The sequence below is a fragment of the Paenibacillus sp. J22R3 genome, from assembly GCF_056269305.1.
Genome location: NZ_JBWDNS010000001.1, coordinates 1,465,314 through 1,485,485, shown reverse-complemented (window position 1 = coordinate 1,485,485; position 20,172 = coordinate 1,465,314). Strand labels below are relative to the sequence as shown.

Here is a 20,172-nt window from a genome sequence, read left to right as displayed (position 1 = left end):
ATGAGTGTACGGGGAATTCGCGGAGCAATTACGGTCGAATGGAATGAAGAACAACCGATATTACGCGCTACAGAGGAATTGCTGCATACGATTGTAGCCTCTAATGCCATCGAGCCCGAAGATATTGCAAGTGTATTTATTACGGTAACAGGCGATCTGGATGCAACATTTCCGGCTAGAGCGATTCGTGTCATGCAAGGCTGGGAGCTTGTTCCGTTGATGTGCGCTGTTGAAGTGCCGGTCAAAGGAAGCTTGGCCATGTGCATCCGCCTGCTGGTTTCGGTGAACACGGAGAAGTCTCAGAAGGAAATCGAGCATGTATACTTAGGCGGTGCGAAAGCACTTCGTCCGGATTTATCGAAATCATAGCATTTGAACAATCGTAAAGCTCATTTTTAAAGGATTGACGGATCCGTTTACGCTAGTGTATAGTGATTTCATACTTGAAGAATGAGCCGAGTTGAGCAGAGTAGTTAGTGAAGTTAGAAGAGATGAGTAGAGCTGAGCTGAGTTTTTAGTGCAAGATTGAGACGAGTGAAGAGATGACGCAGGTGGTAGTTTAGTGCACCCTCTTGGATGGAATCCAGGCTATAGGTGTATCTATTAAGCTACAATCGATGGTCTTATCTATTGCCGTATCAATGCTCATTTTCCGTCTTCTGACATGATCACTCCTGCTGCGGCAGGAGTTTTTTTATTTTCCGACAAAGGGAGAGATTGGTTATGAATCAGGAGCTTCAAGGTGTCATTCGTTTATCCAGCACGTATAATTTAATTCCAATCGTCAGACATGTAATGGCGGATACAGAGACGCCAATTCGTATATTCCAGCATTTCTATAAGGAGCGCCGGGCCTTCTTACTGGAGAGTGTTGAAGGTGGTGTGAAATGGGCGCGTTATTCCTTCATCGGCACTGACCCATTCATGCTCATTCGCGGCAAGAACGGCGAAATGGTAATCGAAGTGAATGGCAAAGAAGAGGTGCTGCGCGAGAAACCGATTGAGCTGCTCAAAGCACATTTGCGCTCCTTCCGCAGTCCTTCGATTCCGGAATTGCCGCCTTTCACAGGCGGGGCGATCGGATTCTTCGGATATGATTTGCTTCAGTACTACGAGAAGCTGCCGGCGCACCGGATTGATGATTTGAACATGAACGACCTGCAATTTATGTTTTGCGATCAGGTAATCGTCTTCGATCATTTCAAACAGCAAATTCAAGTGATCGGGAATGTACATATCCCGAATGCGGCGACAGACCATGAAATTCAGGCTGTTTATGAGCAAACGGTCAGCCGCATGGAAGCAACCATCGAGCGCTTGCAGCAGCCGCTGCCGTCCGCATTGATGGCAGCGGGAAGCATCCCGGCCGATCCCGATCTGGGCGAGGTTGCCTCGAACCTGACAAAGGAACAATTCCTTGCGAATGTTGAGAAATCCAAAGAATATATTCGTGCAGGTGACATTTTCCAAGTGGTATTGTCGCAGCGCTTTAACATCGAAACCGAAGTTGATCCGCTTCATGTATACCGCGTACTGCGCACCATGAATCCATCACCCTATATGTACTATTTGAAAATGGATGATGAGGTTATCGTCGGTACGTCACCGGAAGCACTCGTTAAAGTGGATGGTGAACGAGTGGAGACACGCCCGATCGCCGGAACGCGTCCGCGCGGCAAAACGCCGGAGCAGGATTTGGCGCTTGAGAAAGAATTGCTGGCGGACGAGAAAGAACGCGCAGAGCATCTGATGCTCGTCGATCTGGGTCGCAATGATATCGGGCGCGTATCGGAATTCGGTACAGTCCGCTGCGATTCGTATATGGAGATTGAGCGGTACTCCCACGTGATGCATATCGTTTCGAACGTTTCCGGCAAGCTGCGCGAGGACAAAGATTTCTTCGATGCATTCGTCTCTTGCATGCCAGCGGGTACAGTATCCGGAGCTCCGAAGCTCAGAGCCATGGAAATTATCGCGGAGCTGGAGAATGAAGCTCGCGGCGCTTATGCCGGTGCTATCGGCTATCTCGGTTTTGGCGGCAGCCTTAATACCTGTATCACGATTCGTACGCTGATCTTCAAGAATGGTAAGGCCTATGTTCAGGCTGGAGCGGGCATTGTTTGGGATTCCATACCGGAGAATGAGTATATGGAAACCGTCAATAAAGCGATGGCTATGCTCAAGGCGGTTCGAGCTGCGGAATCAATCTTCGCAGTGCCTGATCGCACGAGCAGCATGATCAATATGGATTACTATGCAGGTGCGAAAGGGTGAGCGGGGGCATGGCAGTTACGAATGAACTGATGACAATGCAGCGGGCGCTGAACGTAGTGGTTAGCGGGACTAACCTGACTCGGGAAGAAGCACGCGGCGTAATGGAGATTATTATGAGCGGTGAAGCTTCCGGTGCGCAGATCGGCGCAATCGCTACGGCGCTTCGGATGAAAGGTGAAACCAAAGACGAGATTACCGGATTCGCAGAAGCGATGCGTTCGTTTTCCAATCATGTTCAAACGGAACGCAACGGACTTCTGGACACCTGTGGTACGGGTGGATCCGGCATTCATAAATTCAATATTTCGACAGCTTCTGCTATCATAGCTTCAGCAGCAGGCGTCCGAGTTGCCAAACACGGCAACCGGGCTATGTCCGGCAAATCCGGCAGCGCAGATACGCTTGAAGCGCTTGGTGTCAATATTACACTGTCGCCGGAGCTGGCAGCTCGCTGTCTGGATGCCATCGGGATTTGCTTCATGTTTGCGCAGCTGTATCATCCATCCCTTAAACACGCGGCAGGCCCAAGACGTGAGATCGGTATCCGAACCATCTTCAATATGCTCGGTCCACTAACGAATCCGGCAGGCGCTGATCGTCAGCTTCTCGGTATTTACGATAAATCCAGAACCGACACGATTGCTTCCGTATTAGGTGAGCTTGGCTTGAAGCGTGCAATGGTTGTGAGCAGCTTTGATGGTCTGGATGAAATCAGCATTTCTTCGCCAACACAAATCTCGGAGCTGCTGGGCGGCACCGTTCGCACGTATACCATCACGCCGGAGGAGCTTGGTTTGACTACGCGTTCGCTGAGCGAAGTCATCGGCGGCGATGCGAATGAGAATGCGCGTATCATCCGTTCGATCTTTAATGGTGATGACTACGGCGCATACCGGGACATCGTGCTTGCTAATGCCGGCGCATGTATCTTCGTCGGCGGCGGTGCGGACTCGCTGCAGGCTGGTGTTGCTGTAGCGCGGACCGTTATTGATTCCGGCAAAGCAGCCACGAAGCTGCGGCAGTTGATCGAAACGACAGGAGAGTTGAGCCATGTTTCTTGATAAAATCGTAGCTTCCAAACGGAAAGAAGTAGATGATCTGGCGGTAAATTTCTCTATTCAAGCGGCAGAACGTCAAATCGCAGAATTACCGCCATGCCGAGGCTTCGAACGCAGATTAACGTCTGGAACGAAGCGGGATTTGGGCTTGATCGCAGAAGTGAAGAAAGCATCGCCCTCGAAAGGACTCATTCGGCCTGATTTTGATCCTGTCGCGCTTGCCCGCATTTATGAGGAAGCAGGCACGGACTGTATTTCAGTGCTGACGGACGAGGATTATTTTCAAGGTAAGAACGAATATTTGACGGCCGTATCGCAGGCTGTTAATGTTCCTTTACTTCGTAAAGATTTCACGGTGGATCACCGACAAATTTATGAAGCGCGATTGATCGGTGCAGATGCTATTCTGTTGATTGCAGCCATTCTTCGTCCTTCTCAGCTTGCGGATTTCTATGAAACGGCTCGATCGATTGGGCTTGATGTGCTTGTGGAAGTCCATGACGAAGAGGAAATGGAGTCTGTTCTTGGGCTGGGCAAAGCCACATTGGTAGGCATTAATAATCGGAATTTGCACACCTTTGTAACGGATATTAAGACGACAGAACGTTTGATTGGCATGGTGCCTCCTGGCATAACCGTAATCAGCGAGAGCTCGCTCTCTTCGCAGGAGGATATCGCGTTTGTGAAGGGTGTCGGCGCGAAAGGCGTGCTGATCGGCGAGCATTTCATGCGTCAGCCGGATGTAGGCGCAGCAGTGGAGCAGCTAATGGGACCGGTGAACGCGTAATGTCTGCTGCAGAGAAACAACACAAGCTTGGTACGTCCAATCCGACACGTATTAAGATTTGCGGTTTGCGAGACGCGGCAACCATTCGCGAGATGAACGGGCTTGCCTTTGATGAAATTGGTTTCGTGTTTGCACCTAGCAAACGCCAAGTGTCGCCTGAGCTTGCCGGGACGCTCATCGAGGAAACTCGGAAGCTTCGTGCCCAAAGCGGTCTGGCTCCGTCGACGGTCGGTGTGTTCGTCAACCCCAGCCTGCAAGAGCTTCAATCCGTTCTTGCTTCTGCGCCGCTCGACGTCGTGCAGCTGCATGGCGATGAATCACCTCAGCTGTGTGCACAGGTTAAAGAAGCTTTGAACGTGCAAGTATGGAAGGTGTTTTCCGTTAAGGATATGGACGAAGATGGCTCAAGCGGTACTTCAAGACTTGAAGATTACGCGGGGGTCGTAGATGGATTTCTCATTGATACGGCAGGCGGCGGAACCGGACAAACGTTTGCGTGGCATGTGATCGATCGATATATGGAAGCTGCGGCAGCCATCGGCGTACCGCTTTATGTAGCAGGCGGGCTTCATCCGGATAATGTAGCGGATTTGGTAAATCAGTATGCTCCGAGCGGCGTAGATGTGTCGAGCGGAGTGGAGACAGACGGCTTGAAGGATATTCATAAAATTCGATTGTTTGTAGAAAGGGTGAGAAGCGTATGAACCAAGTCCCGGACATGAACGGGCGCTTCGGTAAATTCGGCGGACGATATGTGCCTGAGACGCTCATGAACGCACTGCTTGAATTAGAGGAAGCATACCAGCACTATTCAAAGGATCCAGAATTTATTGCAGAGGTTCGTTACTTATTGACCAAATATTCGGGCAGACCTACGTCGCTGTATCATGCTCAGCGTTTGTCGGATCATCTTGGCGGCGCTCAAATTTATTTGAAACGCGAAGATTTGAACCACACCGGTGCGCACAAAATCAACAATACGATTGGACAAGGAATACTTGCCAAGCGTATGGGAAAAACGAAGATTATTGCTGAAACAGGTGCAGGCCAGCATGGCGTCGCATCCGCTACGGTAGCAGCGCTTCTGGGCATGGAATGCAAAGTGTTCATGGGTGAGGAAGATACGAAGCGTCAAGAGCTGAATGTATTCCGCATGAAGCTGCTCGGTGCAGAAGTAGTCCCCGTTACCTCAGGAACACGTACGCTCAAAGATGCTTGTAATGAAACACTTCGCTACTGGGTCAGCCATGTAGATGACACCTACTATATCCTAGGATCTGTAACAGGGCCGCATCCATACCCAATGATGGTTCGTGACTTTCAGCGTATCATCGGCGATGAATCCAGAGAGCAGATTCTTAAAGAAGTCGGTCGTTTACCGGATTATGTTGTTGCAGCTGTCGGCGGTGGCAGCAATGCAATCGGTATGTTCTATCCGTTCATCGGCGACGACGGCGTGAAGCTGCTCGGCGTTGAAGCTGCTGGTCGCGGCGTGGATACTGAAGAGCATGCGGCAACGATGACGAAGGGCCGTCATGGTGTATTCCAAGGCTCGCTTAGCTACGTGCTGCAAGACGAACATGGACAAGTGCAGCCCGCGCATTCCATTTCGGCTGGCCTTGACTACCCGGGCATCGGACCGGAGCACGCATACCTCAAAGATACAGGCCGTGCTAATTATGTGCCGATTACGGATGCAGAGGCACTAGAAGGCCTGCAACTGCTGTCGCGCACAGAAGGTATCATTCCGGCACTGGAATCTGCCCATGCCATTGCGGAAGTAATGAAGCTTGCTCCTACGCTCAGCCGCGATCAAATCATTGTGGTGAGCTTATCAGGACGCGGAGACAAAGACGTGCAAGCGATTATGGGCTACTTGGGAGGCGACGAAAACCATGGCCATTAATGAAATAGATGCAGCGTTTAATAGGTTGCGTGAAGAAGGCCGCACCGCGTTGATTCCTTTTCTAACGATTGGCGATCCTGATCTTGGCACCTCGGTGGACATCATTGGTGCGCTGGAGCAAGCAGGTGCTGATATGGTGGAGTTGGGCGTTCCTTATTCGGATCCGCTGGCAGATGGTCCAGTTATTCAACGCGCCTCCGAGCGTGCCCTGAAGAACGGCCGAGTTACGTTGGTGGATTGCATTCAGGTTGCCGAGAATGCCCGTCAAGCCGGTATCAAACTGCCATTTATTCTATTCACGTACTATAATCCGATTCTGCAATATGGGCTGGAACGGTTCTTCGACCTCGTAACCGAGAAAGGAATCAGCGGGTTAATTATTCCGGATTTGCCGATTGAAGAGGATGCCGAGGTTCGCGCAATGGCTGAGGCAGCAGATATTCATCTGATTCCGCTTGTTGCCCCTACATCCAATGACCGAGTGAAGCGAATTGCTTCCATGGCACGCGGATTCGTCTATTGCGTATCCTCGCTCGGTGTTACCGGTGTACGCGCTGACTTCCATAGCGGAATTGACGAGTTTCTTGCAACGGTTCGCGAAGCAACAACGACACCGATTGCGGTAGGCTTTGGGATTTCCAGCCGCGAGCAGGTGGAACGCTTCGGTAAGCAGGCCGATGGCGTCATCGTAGGAAGCGCGATTGTTCGCAAGATCGAAGAGGTTGTACCGTTGCTGCAAGCGGCGGAGACGAAGCAGGAGGGCTTAGAACAAATCCGTGCATTTGTTCAAGAACTGCGTGGCTAAAGCATCGACTCGATACCCACTAAGCTGCTTATTGCAGCTTAGTGGGTATTCTTTATTTCTAAGAATTTATAAGAATCACATTTATAAAAAGACATAGAAATCTCCGGATTGAAACGCGCTGCGTCGTCAAGGACGGCGTCAGCCGTTTGACCTTGTGTGAAATGCTTCTGTACATAAAAGCTTAAAAGCGCGAAAGAAAATGGGGCAAAGAGCTTTTAAATGACCACAACATGTGAGACAATGTTGGAATAGCAATTCTAAACTATACGCCACATATACGAGGTGATTATTGGTGCAACCCAAACAAAGTATCGTTCATTTGCCAGTGTATCAACCGGGCAAACCGATTGAAGAAGTAAAGAGAGAGCTTGGCCTCAAAGAAGTCATCAAGCTCGCATCCAACGAGAATCCATTCGGAAGCTCCGAACATGCGAAGGCTGCCATTCAGAACGAGCTGAACAACATTAGCCTTTATCCGGATGGCGGAAGCGTCGAACTAACTAAGGATTTAGCACAATATCTCGGCGTAACGCCGAAACAGATTATTTTCGGTGCCGGTTCCGATGAAGTCATTCTCATGCTTGCCCGTGCTTATTTAACGCCTGGCGACGAGACGATTATGGCGGATGAAACTTTCCCGCAGTACAAGCATAACTGCGAAATCGAAGGCGCGACGATTATCGAAGTGCCCCTGAATAATGGCACGCATGATCTGCCTGCGATGCTGGCTAAAGTTACGGATCATACTAAGATCATTTGGGTATGCAACCCTAATAATCCAACGGGTACAATCGTGCGCAAGGAAGAGCTTGAAGCATTCGTGCGTCAAGTGCCTTCGAACGTAATCGTTGTATTGGATGAGGCTTACTACGAGTACGTAACGGATGCCGGCTACCCAGATGGCATATCGCTGCTTCCCGAGTTTAAGAACGTCATCGTATTGCGTACGTTCTCCAAAATTTACGGACTTGCTTCGCTTCGCATCGGATATGGCGTCGGTCACGAGGATGTTATTCGTTCGATCAATCAGGTTCGCGAGCCGTTTAATACATCTCGTTTCGGTCAAGCTGCTGCGAAAGCATCGCTTGCTGATCTCGAGTTCCTAAACAGCTGCAAGGAGCGCAATGCGGCAGGCATTACTTTTATGTGCGAGCAATTCGACCGCCTTGGACTAAGCTATTTCGAAGCGCATGGCAACTTTGTAATGGTGGATGTGAAGCTTCCTTCCCAGCAAGTATTCGACGGGTTGCTGCGCAAAGGGATCATCTCCCGTGCACGCTGGTCCTACTACCCGACTCATATTCGCATTACGGTAGGCAGCCAGGAGCAGAACGAAGCGTTCGTTCGCGCGCTGGAAGAAGTACTTTCAGAAGCGGCGGTGCTGGGTTAACCTCATGACGAAAATTGCGATATTCGGCGTCGGCCTAATCGGCGGCTCGCTCGCGCTTTGTTTTAAAGGCAAACCGGGTTTAACGGTCGTCGGTCATTCCGTTCGTGAATCATCCGCAGCCAAGTACCTCGAGAGAGGCGTTGTCGATCATGCGACGACGTCTCTGCGCGAGGCGGCAGAAGGCGCGGATTTTATTTTTCTGTGCGTGCCTGTAGGTTCGCTGGAGCAATATGTACATGATTTAAGCGGCCTCGACTTAAAGCCGGGATGCATCATAACGGATGTAGGCAGTACCAAAGCATCCGTTGCCGCAACGGCACGAAATGCTCAGTTGGGCAATGCCGTATTTATCGGCGGTCATCCGATGGCAGGCTCAGAGCGCACCGGTGTAGAAGCAGCCTCCTATTATTTATTTGAGAATGCTTTCTACGTATTGACGCCTGATGCCTCAACAGCACAGCAAGATATCGACAGGCTGACTGATTTGCTCACCTATACAAGAGCTCATATCGTACATGTGGATCCTGAAGAACATGATGAGATTGTCGGTGCGATTAGTCATCTTCCTCATATTATTGCGGTGGCACTTGTGAACCTGGTACGCGGCTATAATAACAGCAATTCGTTATATAGCGTTCTGGCTGCCGGAGGCTTCCGCGACATTACACGTATCGGCTCAAGTGACCCAGTCGTATGGCGCGATATTCTGGTGAATAATCGTGAAGTGCTGTTAAAGCTTCTGCGTGAATGGCAGGAGGGGACAAGCTCCTTCATTGAGATGCTGCAACAGGAAGATGGAGAGGGTATTGAGCAGGCTTTCCAACAATCCGGACAATTCCGCAGCAAGCTGCCGGAGCGGCGCAAAGGCATGATTCATTCCGTATATGAATGCTACATCGATGTCCCTGACCATCCGGGCATCATCGGCCATGTCGCAACTGAGCTCGGCAACAGCAATATCAATTTGAGCAATATTCAAATTATCGAGAGCAGGGAAGACGTGCCGGGGATATTAAGACTCAGCTTTCGCAAGCAAGATGATTTAGATCTCGCCGTCCAGAAACTGGATCGAATTGGATATTCTGTCCATTTTTAAAATTGTTGGCGATAAATGAAAACGCTTATTGACAGAATGAAAACGTATACATATAATAAAGGTACAGTATGGTTTCTCTCCACTCCTATCCAAATCCATCGCATAATTTTGCGGGGCCGCCTTCTAGGCGGTCTTTTTTTTGCCTAAAACCCATTTACGATGAAACATTAAACGTGGATTGTTCGTCACTTACAGAGAGGACGCAACGCAAGTCATCCAATGCTTTATACTAGACGCTCACGTTAATTTGATTATAGAGAATCGTTTCTTTGTGAAAAATTTACCCTACCATTAAGCAAGCCATGTTACAATCGGTGTAGATTATGTAAAAAAGTGGGTCAAAGCATTATGTCGAAATAAGCAGGATTTTCGGTTTATATAACGAAATTAATTTAGATGAATAATGCGAGGAAACATTTTTTGATGATCGCGCAACTTTTCACTCTCGAGTCGGTACAATATAGTACCGAACCGGGAGCACTCCTAAGGCCAAGGAGGGTCGCCCGCGATGACGGATTCCCAGCTTATACGCGAAATTAAAGATGGTAACATACAGCTATACTCCGAATTAATGCGGCGCTACCAACGTAAAATCCTTGCCTTTATCTACCACATGTTAAAGAGCGCGAAGCTCGAACTGCTGGCTGAGGATTTATGCTCGGAAACGTTCTACAAGGCGTATCGTAGTCTGCATTCATTCCGGGAAGTTGATGCTTCCTTCTCTACATGGTTGTATACCATTGCACGAAATACGGTACTTAGCGAATTGCGCAAGCAGAAAGCAGGCAGCGTATCCTTTGACGAAGTCGGATACATCCCTATCGCGCCGCCGGAAGCCGTTCCGGAGCAGCGTTTGCTGCAGAGCGAGCGGATGTCTATGGTTCGTGATGCGATCAACAGCCTGCCGGAGAAACAGCGATCAGCCCTTATTTTACGAGAGTATGACCAACTGGATTATCAGGAAATTGCCAATATCCTCGGTCAAACGGTAAGCTCTGTAAAGTCGCTCCTGTTTCGTGCACGCAGCAGTGTTAAAGTACAGCTTGAACCGTATTTCGGCGAATCGCCAATGCTGGAGGAATACGAGGGGATGAAAATGCGATGAAGTGCCTCGAAGTACAACAATCGTTTGGCGTCTATTGGGATTTATCCGAAGATGATAGCGAACGAAAGTCAGTCAACGAACATCTTCTGACCTGCGAGACTTGCAGGGAGGAATTTCGTATATGGGAAGAAAGCGAGCAACTAATCAAGTTCTTCTCCGATCATTCCGAAGAAATCGGCCCGATCGATCATCTGAATTCCGGGGTCATGGACCGTATATATACGGAACAGTCCTGGTATATGCCCGTTTCTAATCGCAGCTACCAATTCTCCAAATCATTCCGCAGGAATGTGACGGCTATTATTGCGTGCTGTATGGCGATGTTCGTTTCCGGACTTTTCTATTTGTTGAAGGGAATCGGAAATTCCTCTTCGGTTGAGGTAGCCAAACTGACAGGATTGCTCGAAACAGCTAACGCTGCGAGCGATAGTTCCGTCATCAGTGCAGACTTCTACGCAGATGTTCCTGTTGCCAGCATTAGCGATCCAATCGTGCTGAATATAGTGCCGACGGTACCGCAATACTATGTGGCGTTATCATTACTTGGCATTATCATTACATTACTGATTCTCAATTGGTTCTCTCGTACGCGGAATTAACGAATACGTCTACATAGATGATGACTTCTCATTGAAAGAGGGAATGAATGTTGCGGATCGGACTCATACGCCATGGTAAGACAGACTGGAATGGACTTGGCAAAATCCAAGGACAAACCGACATTCCGCTAAACAGTGAAGGAATCAGACAAGCACAAGCGCTGGCTTACCGGCTGCTGCATGAGCCGATGAAATGGGATGCTGTGGTTTCAAGCAACCTGTCCCGTGCCATCGAAACGGCTCGAATCGTTGCCGACACATTAGGGATTCCGTTGTTGCCGGGCGATGCGAGACTTCGCGAACGGTTCTACGGAGAGATTGAAGGAACGACAGAACCCGAGCGTCTGGCCAAATGGGGACCGAACTGGAAACGATGCGACTGTGGACAAGAGAACGATGCATCTGTTCGAGAACGATCTCTTGCTTTCGTAGAGGAAGCTGCTGCTGCAGTACCTGCCAGAAACTTGCTGGTCGTGACACATGGCAGCTTGCTTGCTCAGTTACTGCAAGCGATGTGCTCCGATCTGACGGACAAACCGATCCACAATTTATCTTTCTCGATCATGGAGCGAGAAGGAGCAGCATGGACACCGCTGCTTCATAACTGCACACTTCATCTCGAGCAGTTTCAACAGAACTGACGACATCGATGTATCTTATAAAGACAGCCACTGACCAAGAATTACAAGGTCAGTGGCTTTTTTTATCTCCGGAGGTTATAAATTTCGCCAATGTTCCCATAATGGTAGTAAACCTGCAAGCGGGGCCGGGAACGGAGGTTTGATAGATGAATTTAGCAGACATGCTTAGCTACGCGGATATTGGTCAGCTGAGCCGGATAGCGACAACCTATCAATGTGAGTGCAATGGAAACTCGAAGAATGATTTGATTCAGTCTATTTTGTCCACGGTGAATCGCAGGGATGTTTTTGAAGCACAAATTGGAGCTATGAAGCTAGAGGATCTCCGATTTATCAATTCTCTCTTGTTTGATGCTAGAGATGCTTTCAGTTTGGAGGAGCTGATTGCACGTGTGCAGCAAAGCAAATTCAGCACTCCGGAAGCGGATGCGCAGATAGAAGCCGGAGTTGGACAGGTGGTTACCGCAGCCGAAACGGTGGTCGAGTCTAAGAGCAGCCGTACTACCAAAGCCAAAGCCAATGCAAATGCAAAGTCGAAGCCAACCGGCAAGACCAAAGCAGCCAAAGAGAAACAACAGCCTGAAGCCGGGCCAAGAGATACGATTTCGAGGTTTAAGCAATACGGTTGGTTGTTTAACGGATATGCCGGAGCGGATCGTTATTTATTCCAGGTTCCGAGTGATTTGAAGGAACGGTTTAAAGAAACGATGGAACGCAGGCTCGTCTCTCAAGTTACTTATACAGACGAAGAGCCGCATGCTTACCGGGATGAGCAAATGTTAATGGGGGACGATGTTTCACAGCTTCTGACGTATATTCACTTGAACGAAATTTCACTGACGTCCGAAGGAAACATGTATAAGCGGAATGTTCTGCAGCTGCTTGAGCTGTTTGGTGTGAAGGAGCAGCTTCCGGGTAAAGGGGAATGGCGCTTCGGCTACGGGAGAAGAATCAAGGAATACCCGAGCCGGCTGTCTCTCCTGTACGACTATTGCTTCTATAAAGGTTGGATTACAGAAACCGAAACGATGCTTGTGTTAACCCCGGCAGGCAGAGACAGACAAGTGTTGAAAACGCCGGAACCGGCGGACAAGCTGTATCAATTCTGGCTCAGACTCTACAAAGGTCCAATTCCTAATATTCGGGCAATTGTACATTGGATCGATAAGCTCGGGAGCCGCTGGGTTAAAGCCCAGACCATCATGAGTACGCTGACCCCCTATATTAAACCTTTCTATTATGATCAGCCCGAAACGATTATCGAACAGCGGCTAATTAGCATGATGATGCATCTAGGCTTGCTGAGGATCGGGGAGCATGCTGAGTTTGGACAAGTGATCCGGATGACTCCGCTTGGCAGGACAATCGTGGCGGGGCAAAGTATCGACGATGAAGCGATTGTTCTGAACCGTTAACAAGGCAAGTGTATGGGAAAACGGTAGGCATGAGCACATTCGTAGCCCTAAGAGGGCCATCGTCCTTAGCGGAGTTCATTGTGATGAATATGATTTAGTAGAGCCGGTTCGCTCAATGATGGGGTTTACACAGATGGAACCCACCTATACGCTTTCACTTATTCGCCTGCGGGAATCGTCACAACTTAAGACAAGAAAGACGATCGGCCTTGATCAACAAAAGACGATGGAGAGCGGCTTACGTAAGGAAAGGAATATAGGATCTCTTAAACGCTGTGTTGGAGGTGTATCCTATGGACAAAATGAAAGTATCGTACGAAGTGATGCTCGGGCTTGCTGCAGAAATGTTACTTGATGAAGCTGTACTCAAATTCCGTAGGGATAAGCTTTATCAAGCTATTGATCAGGCGCTTGCCTCCGGCGACAAGGATAAATTCCGTCGCCTGACTGACGAGCTGAAATCTTTATACGCATAAGCAAGCAGCTGTTCATGCTGCCTACAGCCAAGTCTGCATTCCGCTTCGGAGTTATCCGACAAGCGGCTTGCGGGCTTTTTTTTGTGGAAGTATGATAGGTGAGATGCTAGAATACCCTAAGTACGTTTGACGCATGCTTATATGATGAAGGAATGGTGAGAGGTATGAAATTCAGCGAACTAAGCGCTGAGCAGTGGGCGGAACTGCAGCCTTATCTGGACACAGCAGTGCTGCCGGTTACCGGACTAACGGGAGGCGAAATGCCGCATGAAGCAACCGCTGCACTGGAACGTCTTCGAGATGTGCTAGATTTGATCGAGAATCCGTTCAAAGGAAGGATCGTTACATACCCAGCTTGTCAATATGGCGAATGGACGCCGACATTCATTGCTCAGCTTAAAGGAATTTGTGACAATTTACGCGGAATCGGCTTCAAGCATGTCATCATTGTCACTGCATTTTATGTCGGAAGCGAAGGCGTCGAAACCGGTGCGGACCTGATTGTACAGCCTGTCGAAAGCGGACAATTACCAAGTCCGGCCGAGGTTAGTGACGCTGTTCGGAAGCTCTGGCTCGGAAGAGTGTAGTAATCTTATGCTACTATGGTATCCGATTGCATAAGGTGACAGCTCTTGGGGAAAAACAAATGCCAGACAAGGTCAATTGTGACAAAATGATAACAAATCTTAGAAGCGTTTTTGATCCGAACAGCAAATTGCCCGCCATATTCTTGACGCTCCAAATCACCTAGGCTATTATAGGTAATGTCCTAGTTCATCATATGTTTTGCCTTCTCCGGCAGAACACAAGATATGGCTCAGCAAAGGGGGTAGAACAGAAGATGAGTAACCATGAACAACACGAAAATTCGCATCGCCCGTTGAAACGGAGCGGAATGTCACGACGTCAATTTTTGTCGTATACGCTTGGAGGCGCAGGCGCATTCATGGCTGCAGGCATGTCACTTCCGATGATACGTTTTGCGGTTGACCCGATTTTGAAGAAAAAATCCGGCGGTACCTGGATTAAAGTTGTCGAAGCAAACAAGCTTACGAACGAACCTCAGGAATTTAAATTTAAAATTCATCAGGTTGACGGCTGGTACGTCAGCGATCCGGAATTAACGGCTTGGATTTCAAAAGACGATCAAGGTAAAGCATTCGCGCTTTCCCCGGTGTGTAAGCATTTGGGATGCACGATCGCGTGGAACACGGAGAAAAACAACGAGTATGTTTGTCCGTGTCATAACGCTCACTACACCAAGGACGGTAAGAACTTGATTGTAGCACCTAAGCCTCTCGATGAGTATGACCTCAAGATCGAGAATGACTGGGTATATCTTGGACCAATTAAAGCAAATACACGGGTATAAGGAGGCGTAAGCTCAGATGTTAAAAGGTGTATACAACTGGATTGACGAACGTCTTGATATTACGCCGATGTGGAGGGACGTTGCGGACCATGAAGTTCCGGAGCACGTTAACCCTGCTCATCATTTCTCCGCATTCGTGTACTGCTTTGGCGGATTGACGTTTTTCATCACAGTCATTCAAATTTTGTCGGGTATGTTCCTGACGATGTACTTCGTACCGGATATTATCAATGCTTATAAGAGCGTTGACTATCTCCAGCACAAGGTTGCTTTCGGCGGTATCGTTCGCGGTATGCATCACTGGGGTGCATCACTCGTAATCGTCATGATGTTCCTACATACGCTTCGCGTATTCTTCACTGGTTCATACAAGGCGCCGCGCGAAATGAACTGGGTTGTCGGGATGTTGATTTTCTTCATCATGCTGGGCCTTGGATTCACAGGCTACCTGCTTCCTTGGGATAACAAAGCTTACTTCGCGACGAAGGTTGGTATTCAAATCGCAGAATCTGTACCGTACATCGGTACATATATCAAAGAATTGATGCAAGGCGGCGAGATCGTAGGCGCTGAAACGCTGACGCGCTTCTTCGCTATCCACGTCTTCTTCTTGCCAGGCGCATTGCTTGCGCTTCTTGCGGCACACTTCTTTATGATCCGGAAGCAAGGTATTTCGGGACCACTATAAGCCGAAAGGAGGCATTTTGCGAATGGCACACGGCCACAAATCAAACGAAAAAGTTGTCTTCGTTGGTGACTCGCGGGTTCGTAAAAAAGCGGTAACTGGACCGATTACACCACCTGACTATTCCGCTTATCCAGGCAAATCGGAAGCATTTATTCCGAACTTCCTGCTTAAGGAGTGGATGGTTGGTGTTGTCGTACTCGTTGGATTCCTTGTTCTGACGATTTCAGAGGCTGCTCCGCTCGGTTATCCGGCGGATCCTACGAATGCAGCTTTTATTCCGATGCCGGACTGGTACTTCCTGTTCCTGTATCAATTCCTTAAATTGCAATACGTATCGAAGGACTATGTCGTTCTTGGTACTGTAGGCGTTCCGGGTATCGCATTCGGTGCTCTGATGCTGGCTCCATTCTTGGATACAGGGAAAGAGCGTCGTTTCTACAGACGTCCGATCACTTCGATCCTGATGATCATGTCGCTTATTTCCGTCTTCTATCTTACGAAGCAATCGTGGGATCACTACCAGCACGAGCTGAAGCTGACGAACACGATTCCTGAGCATATCGTACGTGAAGAGAAAGCGCGTGAAGCCGCAGAGAAAGCCGCAGAATCCGGCGGCGGCGGTGGAGAAGCAGCGGCTGTTGAAGTTCCGCTCGTGGATAAAGACGACGCAGCTGTCGAACTGACTAAGAAAGCACAATGCGTAGCTTGTCATGGTGCGGACCTGAAAGGTAACGAAAGCGCAGGAATTCCATCTTTCCATGGTATCGGTGATGAATTCAGCAAGGAAGAGCTTGTTGATATCGTAACGAACGGTAAAAACAACATGCCTGCATTCAAAGACAAGCTGACAGCTGAAGAAATCGATCAACTGACAACTTGGCTTGCGAAGCAAAAAGCAGAATAAACATAGCACAAACTAAACCTGATCGTACGCTGCGATCAGGTTTTTTTATAAACTAAATTTGGTGTCTGTAACCTTGTCTGGTAGGAGAGTGATCTGGTGTTGAAAACTGCGGGATTCTTGTGGAGTCGCTCTTTGTGGACGAGTCCGCTATTTCTCTGGCTGATGGTGTTCACGAATGCAGCAGGAACTGTATACGGTTACATCTGGTATGGCAAGCAAATGGAATACACGCTGCAATTTCATCCGGCTTGGCGAATTGTTTTTGTGCCGGACAGTCCGACAGCCAGCTTGTTCTTTACCTTATCATTGCTGTTTCTTATCTTCCCTGTACTTGCGAAACCGAACCCCTTCTACATAGGATTGCGCTCCATAATTGAAGCACTTGGCGTCGTTACCTCGATTAAATACGGGATATGGGCAGTGACGATGATTGCTGCAGGCGCGGCGCAAGGTGATCCGCTGGAATGGCAGCATTACATGCTGATCGTTTCCCATTTGGCGATGGCCGTAGAAGCGCTGATCTATATCCGATTCATGGTGTTTGGCCGTTTTGCTGCTTTTCTGGCGCTGCTGTGGCTGCTGCTGAATGATACGATGGATTACACCTACTTCATCTATCCGTGGCTTCCGGATGTACTGGAGAATGATTTGCCGGCGATTCAGTCCTTTACAATGGGGTTGTCCGTCGTCAGCGTGCTGGCGACTTGGCTCTTTATCTCATTTCGTAAGGTCTAAGTTTGGACATCCCCCCATACTTTGATAATGGGGGGGATGAGAGCATGCGTTCATCAACGTTATTCGCGCTGTTATGCAGTGCAGTGATTATCGTGCTTCTTTCCGGCTGCAATCTATCGACTTATGCTGCCGGAAATTTGGCCAAGCCTGCATCGACATCGGAGCCTGGTACCGACCAAAGGTTCAATGCGATCGCGCAGTTAAGCGCATTGTCAGACCAAATTTATACGGCTGCATATGGGTCGAATCGCCAGCTGGTGTTTACGCTGCTGCAGCGGCTTGAAACGATTTCGGCGGCGCCGAGCGTACGAGAAAGCGGAACGGCTGCAGGCTGGACTGCTTTTGACGAAAGTATGGCTCTTGCGAAGGATGCTCTCTTGCAGAAGCAAGCAAGCAGGTTATGGTATACGCAAGCGGCAAGACTTAAGCTGGCCGGCGATGCGTTAAACAGGCCGAAGGTGCCGCTGTGGCTTCAATATGAAGGTGTACTGCGAGAAGATGAACAACGGATTCGAACGGCTTGGCAGATGCAGTCTGAGGGGCGTGCGGAAGCGGCATCAGTGACGCTCGGCATTTACAAGGAGCATGTGGAACGCTTCGAGGTTGCAGCATTAATGCAGCGCGATGAAGAGAGTTTGAAACAATTGAAGGAACAGATGATGTATGCGGAGCAGGTGCTAGCAGGGGTCGAAGGTGGAACTGCGAGTCCGGAAGCGGTGCAAATTGCGCTGAGCGGGCTGGAGCATGCCGCGAATCAGGTGTTTAAGCGCGCGGACGGGGAAGCCGCAATCGCGGAAGTGATTCCGCCGGGAACGACCGTCGGCAGTCTTCGCAATGGCCGCGCCCAAATCGCGGAAATGTTTATTGCCGCATTCGTCATGGCAATTCTAGCCCTGGCCGGCTGGCGCAAATACAGGCAGCAGCCGAACAGGATTCCGTTTCCGCGCGAGCGTTTCAAATAAGCGAGCTACTCTTCTTTAAACCCTTCACCGAGCACATCATGTACTTCGGATATCACGATAAAAGCAAGCGGGTCTATACTGCGAACGATCGATTTCAACTGTCGGATTTCATGACGGGCGACGACGCAGTAGAGGACCTGTTTTTCTTTGCCCGAGTATGCGCCTTTCGCCGGGAATACAGTCACGCCGCGCTCCATTTCTTTCGTTATTTGCAGGCCTATCTCGTCACCTGATTCCGTGATGATGGAGAATGCTTTTGCCGCATACGCACCTTCTTGGATGAAATCGATCATTTTCGATGCAATGAATACGGCCACGAGCGTATACAACACTTTCTCCTTCGATATGTACAGAAGCGAGATGCCGATAATGAGAATATCAAGCGATAGAATAACTTGGCCCATGCTCCAGCCTCTCAGCTTAGAGGCAATGCGCGCAATGATATCGACTCCGCCGGTAGTACCTCCGAAGCGGAACACGATACCAAGACCTGCACCGAGCGTTACACCTGCATATAGAGCAGCGAGGATGTAGTCATTGGAGGTTTGAAACGGCACAACCCATCCTGCCGCGATCATTTTCTCCATTAAATAGAGAAAAAAAGACAAGGACACACTGCCGAATATTGTATAGCCGGTATGTGAGCGTCCAAGTACTTTCCATCCTAAGAAATAAAGCGGAATGTTGAGCACGAGGGTTGAGATAGAAAGCGGCCAGTCGAGCGAGTAATTAAGCAGGATCGCAATCCCGGTGACGCCGCCTTCCATGAGTTGATTCGGAATAAGAAAGTAATGGAGCCCGAATGCATAGATGGCTGTACCCAGCATGACCATCGGAAGCGTGCGAAGCAGCTGTGCATAATTGGTTTTCAAAGAGTAATCCTCTCCTTTACGCAAGGTCGTAAAATTATGAAGGCTTTAACATAGTATGTCTCTTTGCAGGGATTGTCAAAAGCATTGTTTTCAAAAGCGCTTTGATATAACATATGAAAAGAACCTCATGTCCAGAGAGGATGTTTCAAGTGTCAGAGAAATCGATGGCCGAGCTGCAGCGGGAAGTCGACGCGTATATCTCGCAGTTCAAGGAAGGTTACTTTAGTCCGCTGTCCATGTTGGCCAGAATGTCGGAAGAAGTAGGCGAGCTTGCGCGTGAGGTGAATCATCAATTCGGCGAAAAACCTAAGAAAAGTGATGAAGCAGACAACTCCATCGAGAATGAGCTGGGTGACATCTTATTTATTGTCATTTGTTTTGCGAATTCATTAGGGATCGACCTTACCGAAGCACATGACCGTATCATGCACAAGTTTAATACAAGAGATGCCGATCGCTGGACACGAAAAAACGTCGAACCGTAAGTCGTGTCCTTACATATGCTGTACCATCACCTGTGTACAAGGAGGATGGGCGGATGGACGGAGAGAGCAGGATTAAGAAAGCTTACGAAGCCATCCTAAGCGGCGATTTCGAACAGGCAATCCTGTTTTTTGAAGAAGCGATTGCGCTGGAACCGAGTAATGGAGCAGCTTACTATAAATGCTCGATCACTTGTGCCCGCAGCGGAAAATGGCAGAAGGCGCTCCAATATGCAGAACAGGCGGTACAGCTGGAACCTTTGCAAGTGATTTATCAGTTTCATCTGGAAACAGTAAAGGCTAAAGCGCTTGTCCTGCAAGCTGAAGGATTGTTGTCTCGTTCACCAACGCATACCGAGGATGCGCTCGCCTTGCTTCATGAAGCATCGAGGCTGGATCCTCTCAATATCGAGGCGCTGTTAATGCTAAGCGCAGCCTATGCGACGGTCAGCCGGTTTGAAGAGGCTTCCCTCTACGCTCGCGAGGCGGTTAGGCTTGAGCCTGAGCATGCGGCTGCACGCCGGTTATTCGCCGATATGAATCGCAAGCGGCGAATGCTTAGAGCAAACAGTCAACGTACTAAACGGAAAAGGAACAGGTGAAAG

At 49.1% G+C, this 20,172-nt stretch carries 23 protein-coding genes; 22 read left to right on the top strand and 1 reads right to left on the bottom strand.

Translation table 11 applies throughout. From position 1 onward, the window contains the following. The 20 genes from aroH (at position 1) to AC0YN4_RS06745 (ending at position 18,213) form a co-directional block, all read left to right on the top strand. Positions 1–369 (top strand): chorismate mutase, encoded by a 369-nt coding sequence (gene aroH / locus AC0YN4_RS06840; protein ID WP_090976717.1) that lies wholly within the window; start codon positions 1–3, stop codon positions 367–369. A gap of 354 nt (positions 370–723) precedes the next feature. Next, entirely contained in the window at positions 724–2,274 is a 1,551-nt protein-coding gene (gene trpE, locus AC0YN4_RS06835) for an anthranilate synthase component I (protein WP_475779395.1), read from the top strand. An 8-nt stretch (positions 2,275–2,282) separates the two neighbouring features. Beyond that, positions 2,283–3,335, top strand: coding sequence for an anthranilate phosphoribosyltransferase (trpD, locus tag AC0YN4_RS06830; RefSeq protein WP_475779396.1), 1,053 nt, complete (start codon positions 2,283–2,285; stop codon positions 3,333–3,335). After that, positions 3,325–4,119, top strand: coding sequence for an indole-3-glycerol phosphate synthase TrpC (gene trpC / locus AC0YN4_RS06825; protein ID WP_475779397.1), 795 nt, complete (start codon positions 3,325–3,327; stop codon positions 4,117–4,119). The genes trpD and trpC overlap by 11 nt, the downstream gene beginning before the upstream one ends. Continuing rightward, positions 4,119–4,823 (top strand): phosphoribosylanthranilate isomerase, encoded by a 705-nt coding sequence (locus AC0YN4_RS06820; protein ID WP_475835437.1) that lies wholly within the window; start codon positions 4,119–4,121, stop codon positions 4,821–4,823. Before trpC ends, AC0YN4_RS06820 begins: the two co-directional genes overlap by 1 nt. Beyond that, on the top strand, positions 4,820–6,025 hold the full coding sequence (gene trpB, locus AC0YN4_RS06815; RefSeq protein WP_475779399.1) for a tryptophan synthase subunit beta: 1,206 nt from the start codon (positions 4,820–4,822) through the stop codon (positions 6,023–6,025). Before AC0YN4_RS06820 ends, trpB begins: the two co-directional genes overlap by 4 nt. Continuing rightward, a complete protein-coding gene (gene trpA / locus AC0YN4_RS06810) occupies positions 6,021–6,830 on the top strand; it encodes a tryptophan synthase subunit alpha (protein WP_475780084.1) in 810 nt (269 codons plus the stop codon). Before trpB ends, trpA begins: the two co-directional genes overlap by 5 nt. Positions 6,831–7,122: 292 nt before the next feature. Next, positions 7,123–8,220, top strand: coding sequence for a histidinol-phosphate transaminase (gene hisC, locus AC0YN4_RS06805; protein ID WP_475779400.1), 1,098 nt, complete (start codon positions 7,123–7,125; stop codon positions 8,218–8,220). Between the two features lie 4 nt (positions 8,221–8,224). After that, a complete protein-coding gene (locus AC0YN4_RS06800) occupies positions 8,225–9,316 on the top strand; it encodes a prephenate dehydrogenase (protein ID WP_475835436.1) in 1,092 nt (363 codons plus the stop codon). Positions 9,317–9,824: 508 nt separating this feature from the next. Beyond that, complete coding sequence (locus tag AC0YN4_RS06795) at positions 9,825–10,421, top strand: RNA polymerase sigma factor (RefSeq protein ID WP_090976703.1); 597 nt, start codon at positions 9,825–9,827, stop codon at positions 10,419–10,421. Beyond that, positions 10,418–11,020 (top strand): anti-sigma factor family protein, encoded by a 603-nt coding sequence (locus AC0YN4_RS06790; RefSeq protein WP_475779402.1) that lies wholly within the window; start codon positions 10,418–10,420, stop codon positions 11,018–11,020. Before AC0YN4_RS06795 ends, AC0YN4_RS06790 begins: the two co-directional genes overlap by 4 nt. Positions 11,021–11,070: 50 nt before the next feature. Beyond that, the gene (locus tag AC0YN4_RS06785) at positions 11,071–11,661 is read left to right on the top strand and encodes a histidine phosphatase family protein (RefSeq protein WP_475780085.1); all 591 of its coding nucleotides are present in this window, start codon (positions 11,071–11,073) and stop codon (positions 11,659–11,661) included. Positions 11,662–11,807: 146 nt separating this feature from the next. Beyond that, on the top strand, positions 11,808–13,076 hold the full coding sequence (locus AC0YN4_RS06780) for a hypothetical protein (protein ID WP_475779403.1): 1,269 nt from the start codon (positions 11,808–11,810) through the stop codon (positions 13,074–13,076). Positions 13,077–13,369: 293 nt separating this feature from the next. Beyond that, on the top strand, positions 13,370–13,552 hold the full coding sequence (locus tag AC0YN4_RS06775; protein WP_090976696.1) for an IDEAL domain-containing protein: 183 nt from the start codon (positions 13,370–13,372) through the stop codon (positions 13,550–13,552). 164 nt (positions 13,553–13,716) lie between these two features. Continuing rightward, positions 13,717–14,139 carry a DUF2487 family protein gene (locus AC0YN4_RS06770; RefSeq protein WP_475779404.1) on the top strand — a complete coding sequence of 141 codons (423 nt, stop codon included), beginning with the start codon at positions 13,717–13,719 and terminating at the stop codon, positions 14,137–14,139. Positions 14,140–14,393: 254 nt separating this feature from the next. Further along, on the top strand, positions 14,394–14,924 hold the full coding sequence (locus tag AC0YN4_RS06765) for a Rieske (2Fe-2S) protein (protein ID WP_475779405.1): 531 nt from the start codon (positions 14,394–14,396) through the stop codon (positions 14,922–14,924). A 16-nt stretch (positions 14,925–14,940) separates the two neighbouring features. Beyond that, the gene (qcrB, locus tag AC0YN4_RS06760) at positions 14,941–15,612 is read left to right on the top strand and encodes a menaquinol-cytochrome c reductase cytochrome b subunit (protein WP_090976689.1); all 672 of its coding nucleotides are present in this window, start codon (positions 14,941–14,943) and stop codon (positions 15,610–15,612) included. A gap of 22 nt (positions 15,613–15,634) precedes the next feature. Continuing rightward, on the top strand, positions 15,635–16,516 hold the full coding sequence (locus AC0YN4_RS06755) for a c-type cytochrome (RefSeq protein WP_475779406.1): 882 nt from the start codon (positions 15,635–15,637) through the stop codon (positions 16,514–16,516). A gap of 162 nt (positions 16,517–16,678) precedes the next feature. Continuing rightward, on the top strand, positions 16,679–17,251 hold the full coding sequence (locus AC0YN4_RS06750) for a DUF1405 domain-containing protein (RefSeq protein WP_475780086.1): 573 nt from the start codon (positions 16,679–16,681) through the stop codon (positions 17,249–17,251). Between the two features lie 44 nt (positions 17,252–17,295). Next, positions 17,296–18,213 (top strand): sporulation protein YpjB, encoded by a 918-nt coding sequence (locus tag AC0YN4_RS06745; protein WP_475779407.1) that lies wholly within the window; start codon positions 17,296–17,298, stop codon positions 18,211–18,213. Between the two features lie 5 nt (positions 18,214–18,218). Here AC0YN4_RS06745 and AC0YN4_RS06740 read toward each other — a convergent pair whose 3' ends face one another. Next, positions 18,219–19,046: a YitT family protein gene (locus AC0YN4_RS06740; protein WP_475780087.1), complete on the bottom strand. Its 828-nt coding sequence runs from the start codon at positions 19,044–19,046 to the stop codon at positions 18,219–18,221. A gap of 179 nt (positions 19,047–19,225) precedes the next feature. On the opposite strand from AC0YN4_RS06740, the gene AC0YN4_RS06735 reads away from it, so the two are divergent. Continuing rightward, positions 19,226–19,570 (top strand): nucleotide pyrophosphohydrolase, encoded by a 345-nt coding sequence (locus AC0YN4_RS06735; RefSeq protein WP_475835435.1) that lies wholly within the window; start codon positions 19,226–19,228, stop codon positions 19,568–19,570. Positions 19,571–19,623: 53 nt separating this feature from the next. Beyond that, positions 19,624–20,169: a tetratricopeptide repeat protein gene (locus AC0YN4_RS06730; RefSeq protein WP_475779408.1), complete on the top strand. Its 546-nt coding sequence runs from the start codon at positions 19,624–19,626 to the stop codon at positions 20,167–20,169. Positions 20,170–20,172: the final 3 nt, after the last annotated feature.

Coding starts and splice junctions, on each gene's coding strand:
- aroH (WP_090976717.1), top strand. CDS start 1: ATGAGTGTACGGGGAATTCGCGGAGCAATTACGGTCGAATGGAATGAA.
- trpE (WP_475779395.1), top strand. CDS start 724: ATGAATCAGGAGCTTCAAGGTGTCATTCGTTTATCCAGCACGTATAAT.
- trpD (WP_475779396.1), top strand. CDS start 2,283: ATGGCAGTTACGAATGAACTGATGACAATGCAGCGGGCGCTGAACGTA.
- trpC (WP_475779397.1), top strand. CDS start 3,325: ATGTTTCTTGATAAAATCGTAGCTTCCAAACGGAAAGAAGTAGATGAT.
- AC0YN4_RS06820 (WP_475835437.1), top strand. CDS start 4,119: ATGTCTGCTGCAGAGAAACAACACAAGCTTGGTACGTCCAATCCGACA.
- trpB (WP_475779399.1), top strand. CDS start 4,820: ATGAACCAAGTCCCGGACATGAACGGGCGCTTCGGTAAATTCGGCGGA.
- AC0YN4_RS06800 (WP_475835436.1), top strand. CDS start 8,225: ATGACGAAAATTGCGATATTCGGCGTCGGCCTAATCGGCGGCTCGCTC.
- AC0YN4_RS06795 (WP_090976703.1), top strand. CDS start 9,825: ATGACGGATTCCCAGCTTATACGCGAAATTAAAGATGGTAACATACAG.
- AC0YN4_RS06790 (WP_475779402.1), top strand. CDS start 10,418: ATGAAGTGCCTCGAAGTACAACAATCGTTTGGCGTCTATTGGGATTTA.
- AC0YN4_RS06780 (WP_475779403.1), top strand. CDS start 11,808: ATGAATTTAGCAGACATGCTTAGCTACGCGGATATTGGTCAGCTGAGC.
- AC0YN4_RS06775 (WP_090976696.1), top strand. CDS start 13,370: ATGGACAAAATGAAAGTATCGTACGAAGTGATGCTCGGGCTTGCTGCA.
- AC0YN4_RS06770 (WP_475779404.1), top strand. CDS start 13,717: ATGAAATTCAGCGAACTAAGCGCTGAGCAGTGGGCGGAACTGCAGCCT.
- AC0YN4_RS06765 (WP_475779405.1), top strand. CDS start 14,394: ATGAGTAACCATGAACAACACGAAAATTCGCATCGCCCGTTGAAACGG.
- qcrB (WP_090976689.1), top strand. CDS start 14,941: ATGTTAAAAGGTGTATACAACTGGATTGACGAACGTCTTGATATTACG.
- AC0YN4_RS06755 (WP_475779406.1), top strand. CDS start 15,635: ATGGCACACGGCCACAAATCAAACGAAAAAGTTGTCTTCGTTGGTGAC.
- AC0YN4_RS06750 (WP_475780086.1), top strand. CDS start 16,679: ATGGTGTTCACGAATGCAGCAGGAACTGTATACGGTTACATCTGGTAT.
- AC0YN4_RS06745 (WP_475779407.1), top strand. CDS start 17,296: ATGCGTTCATCAACGTTATTCGCGCTGTTATGCAGTGCAGTGATTATC.
- AC0YN4_RS06740 (WP_475780087.1), bottom strand. CDS start 19,046: ATGGTCATGCTGGGTACAGCCATCTATGCATTCGGGCTCCATTACTTT.
- AC0YN4_RS06735 (WP_475835435.1), top strand. CDS start 19,226: ATGTTTCAAGTGTCAGAGAAATCGATGGCCGAGCTGCAGCGGGAAGTC.
- AC0YN4_RS06730 (WP_475779408.1), top strand. CDS start 19,624: ATGGACGGAGAGAGCAGGATTAAGAAAGCTTACGAAGCCATCCTAAGC.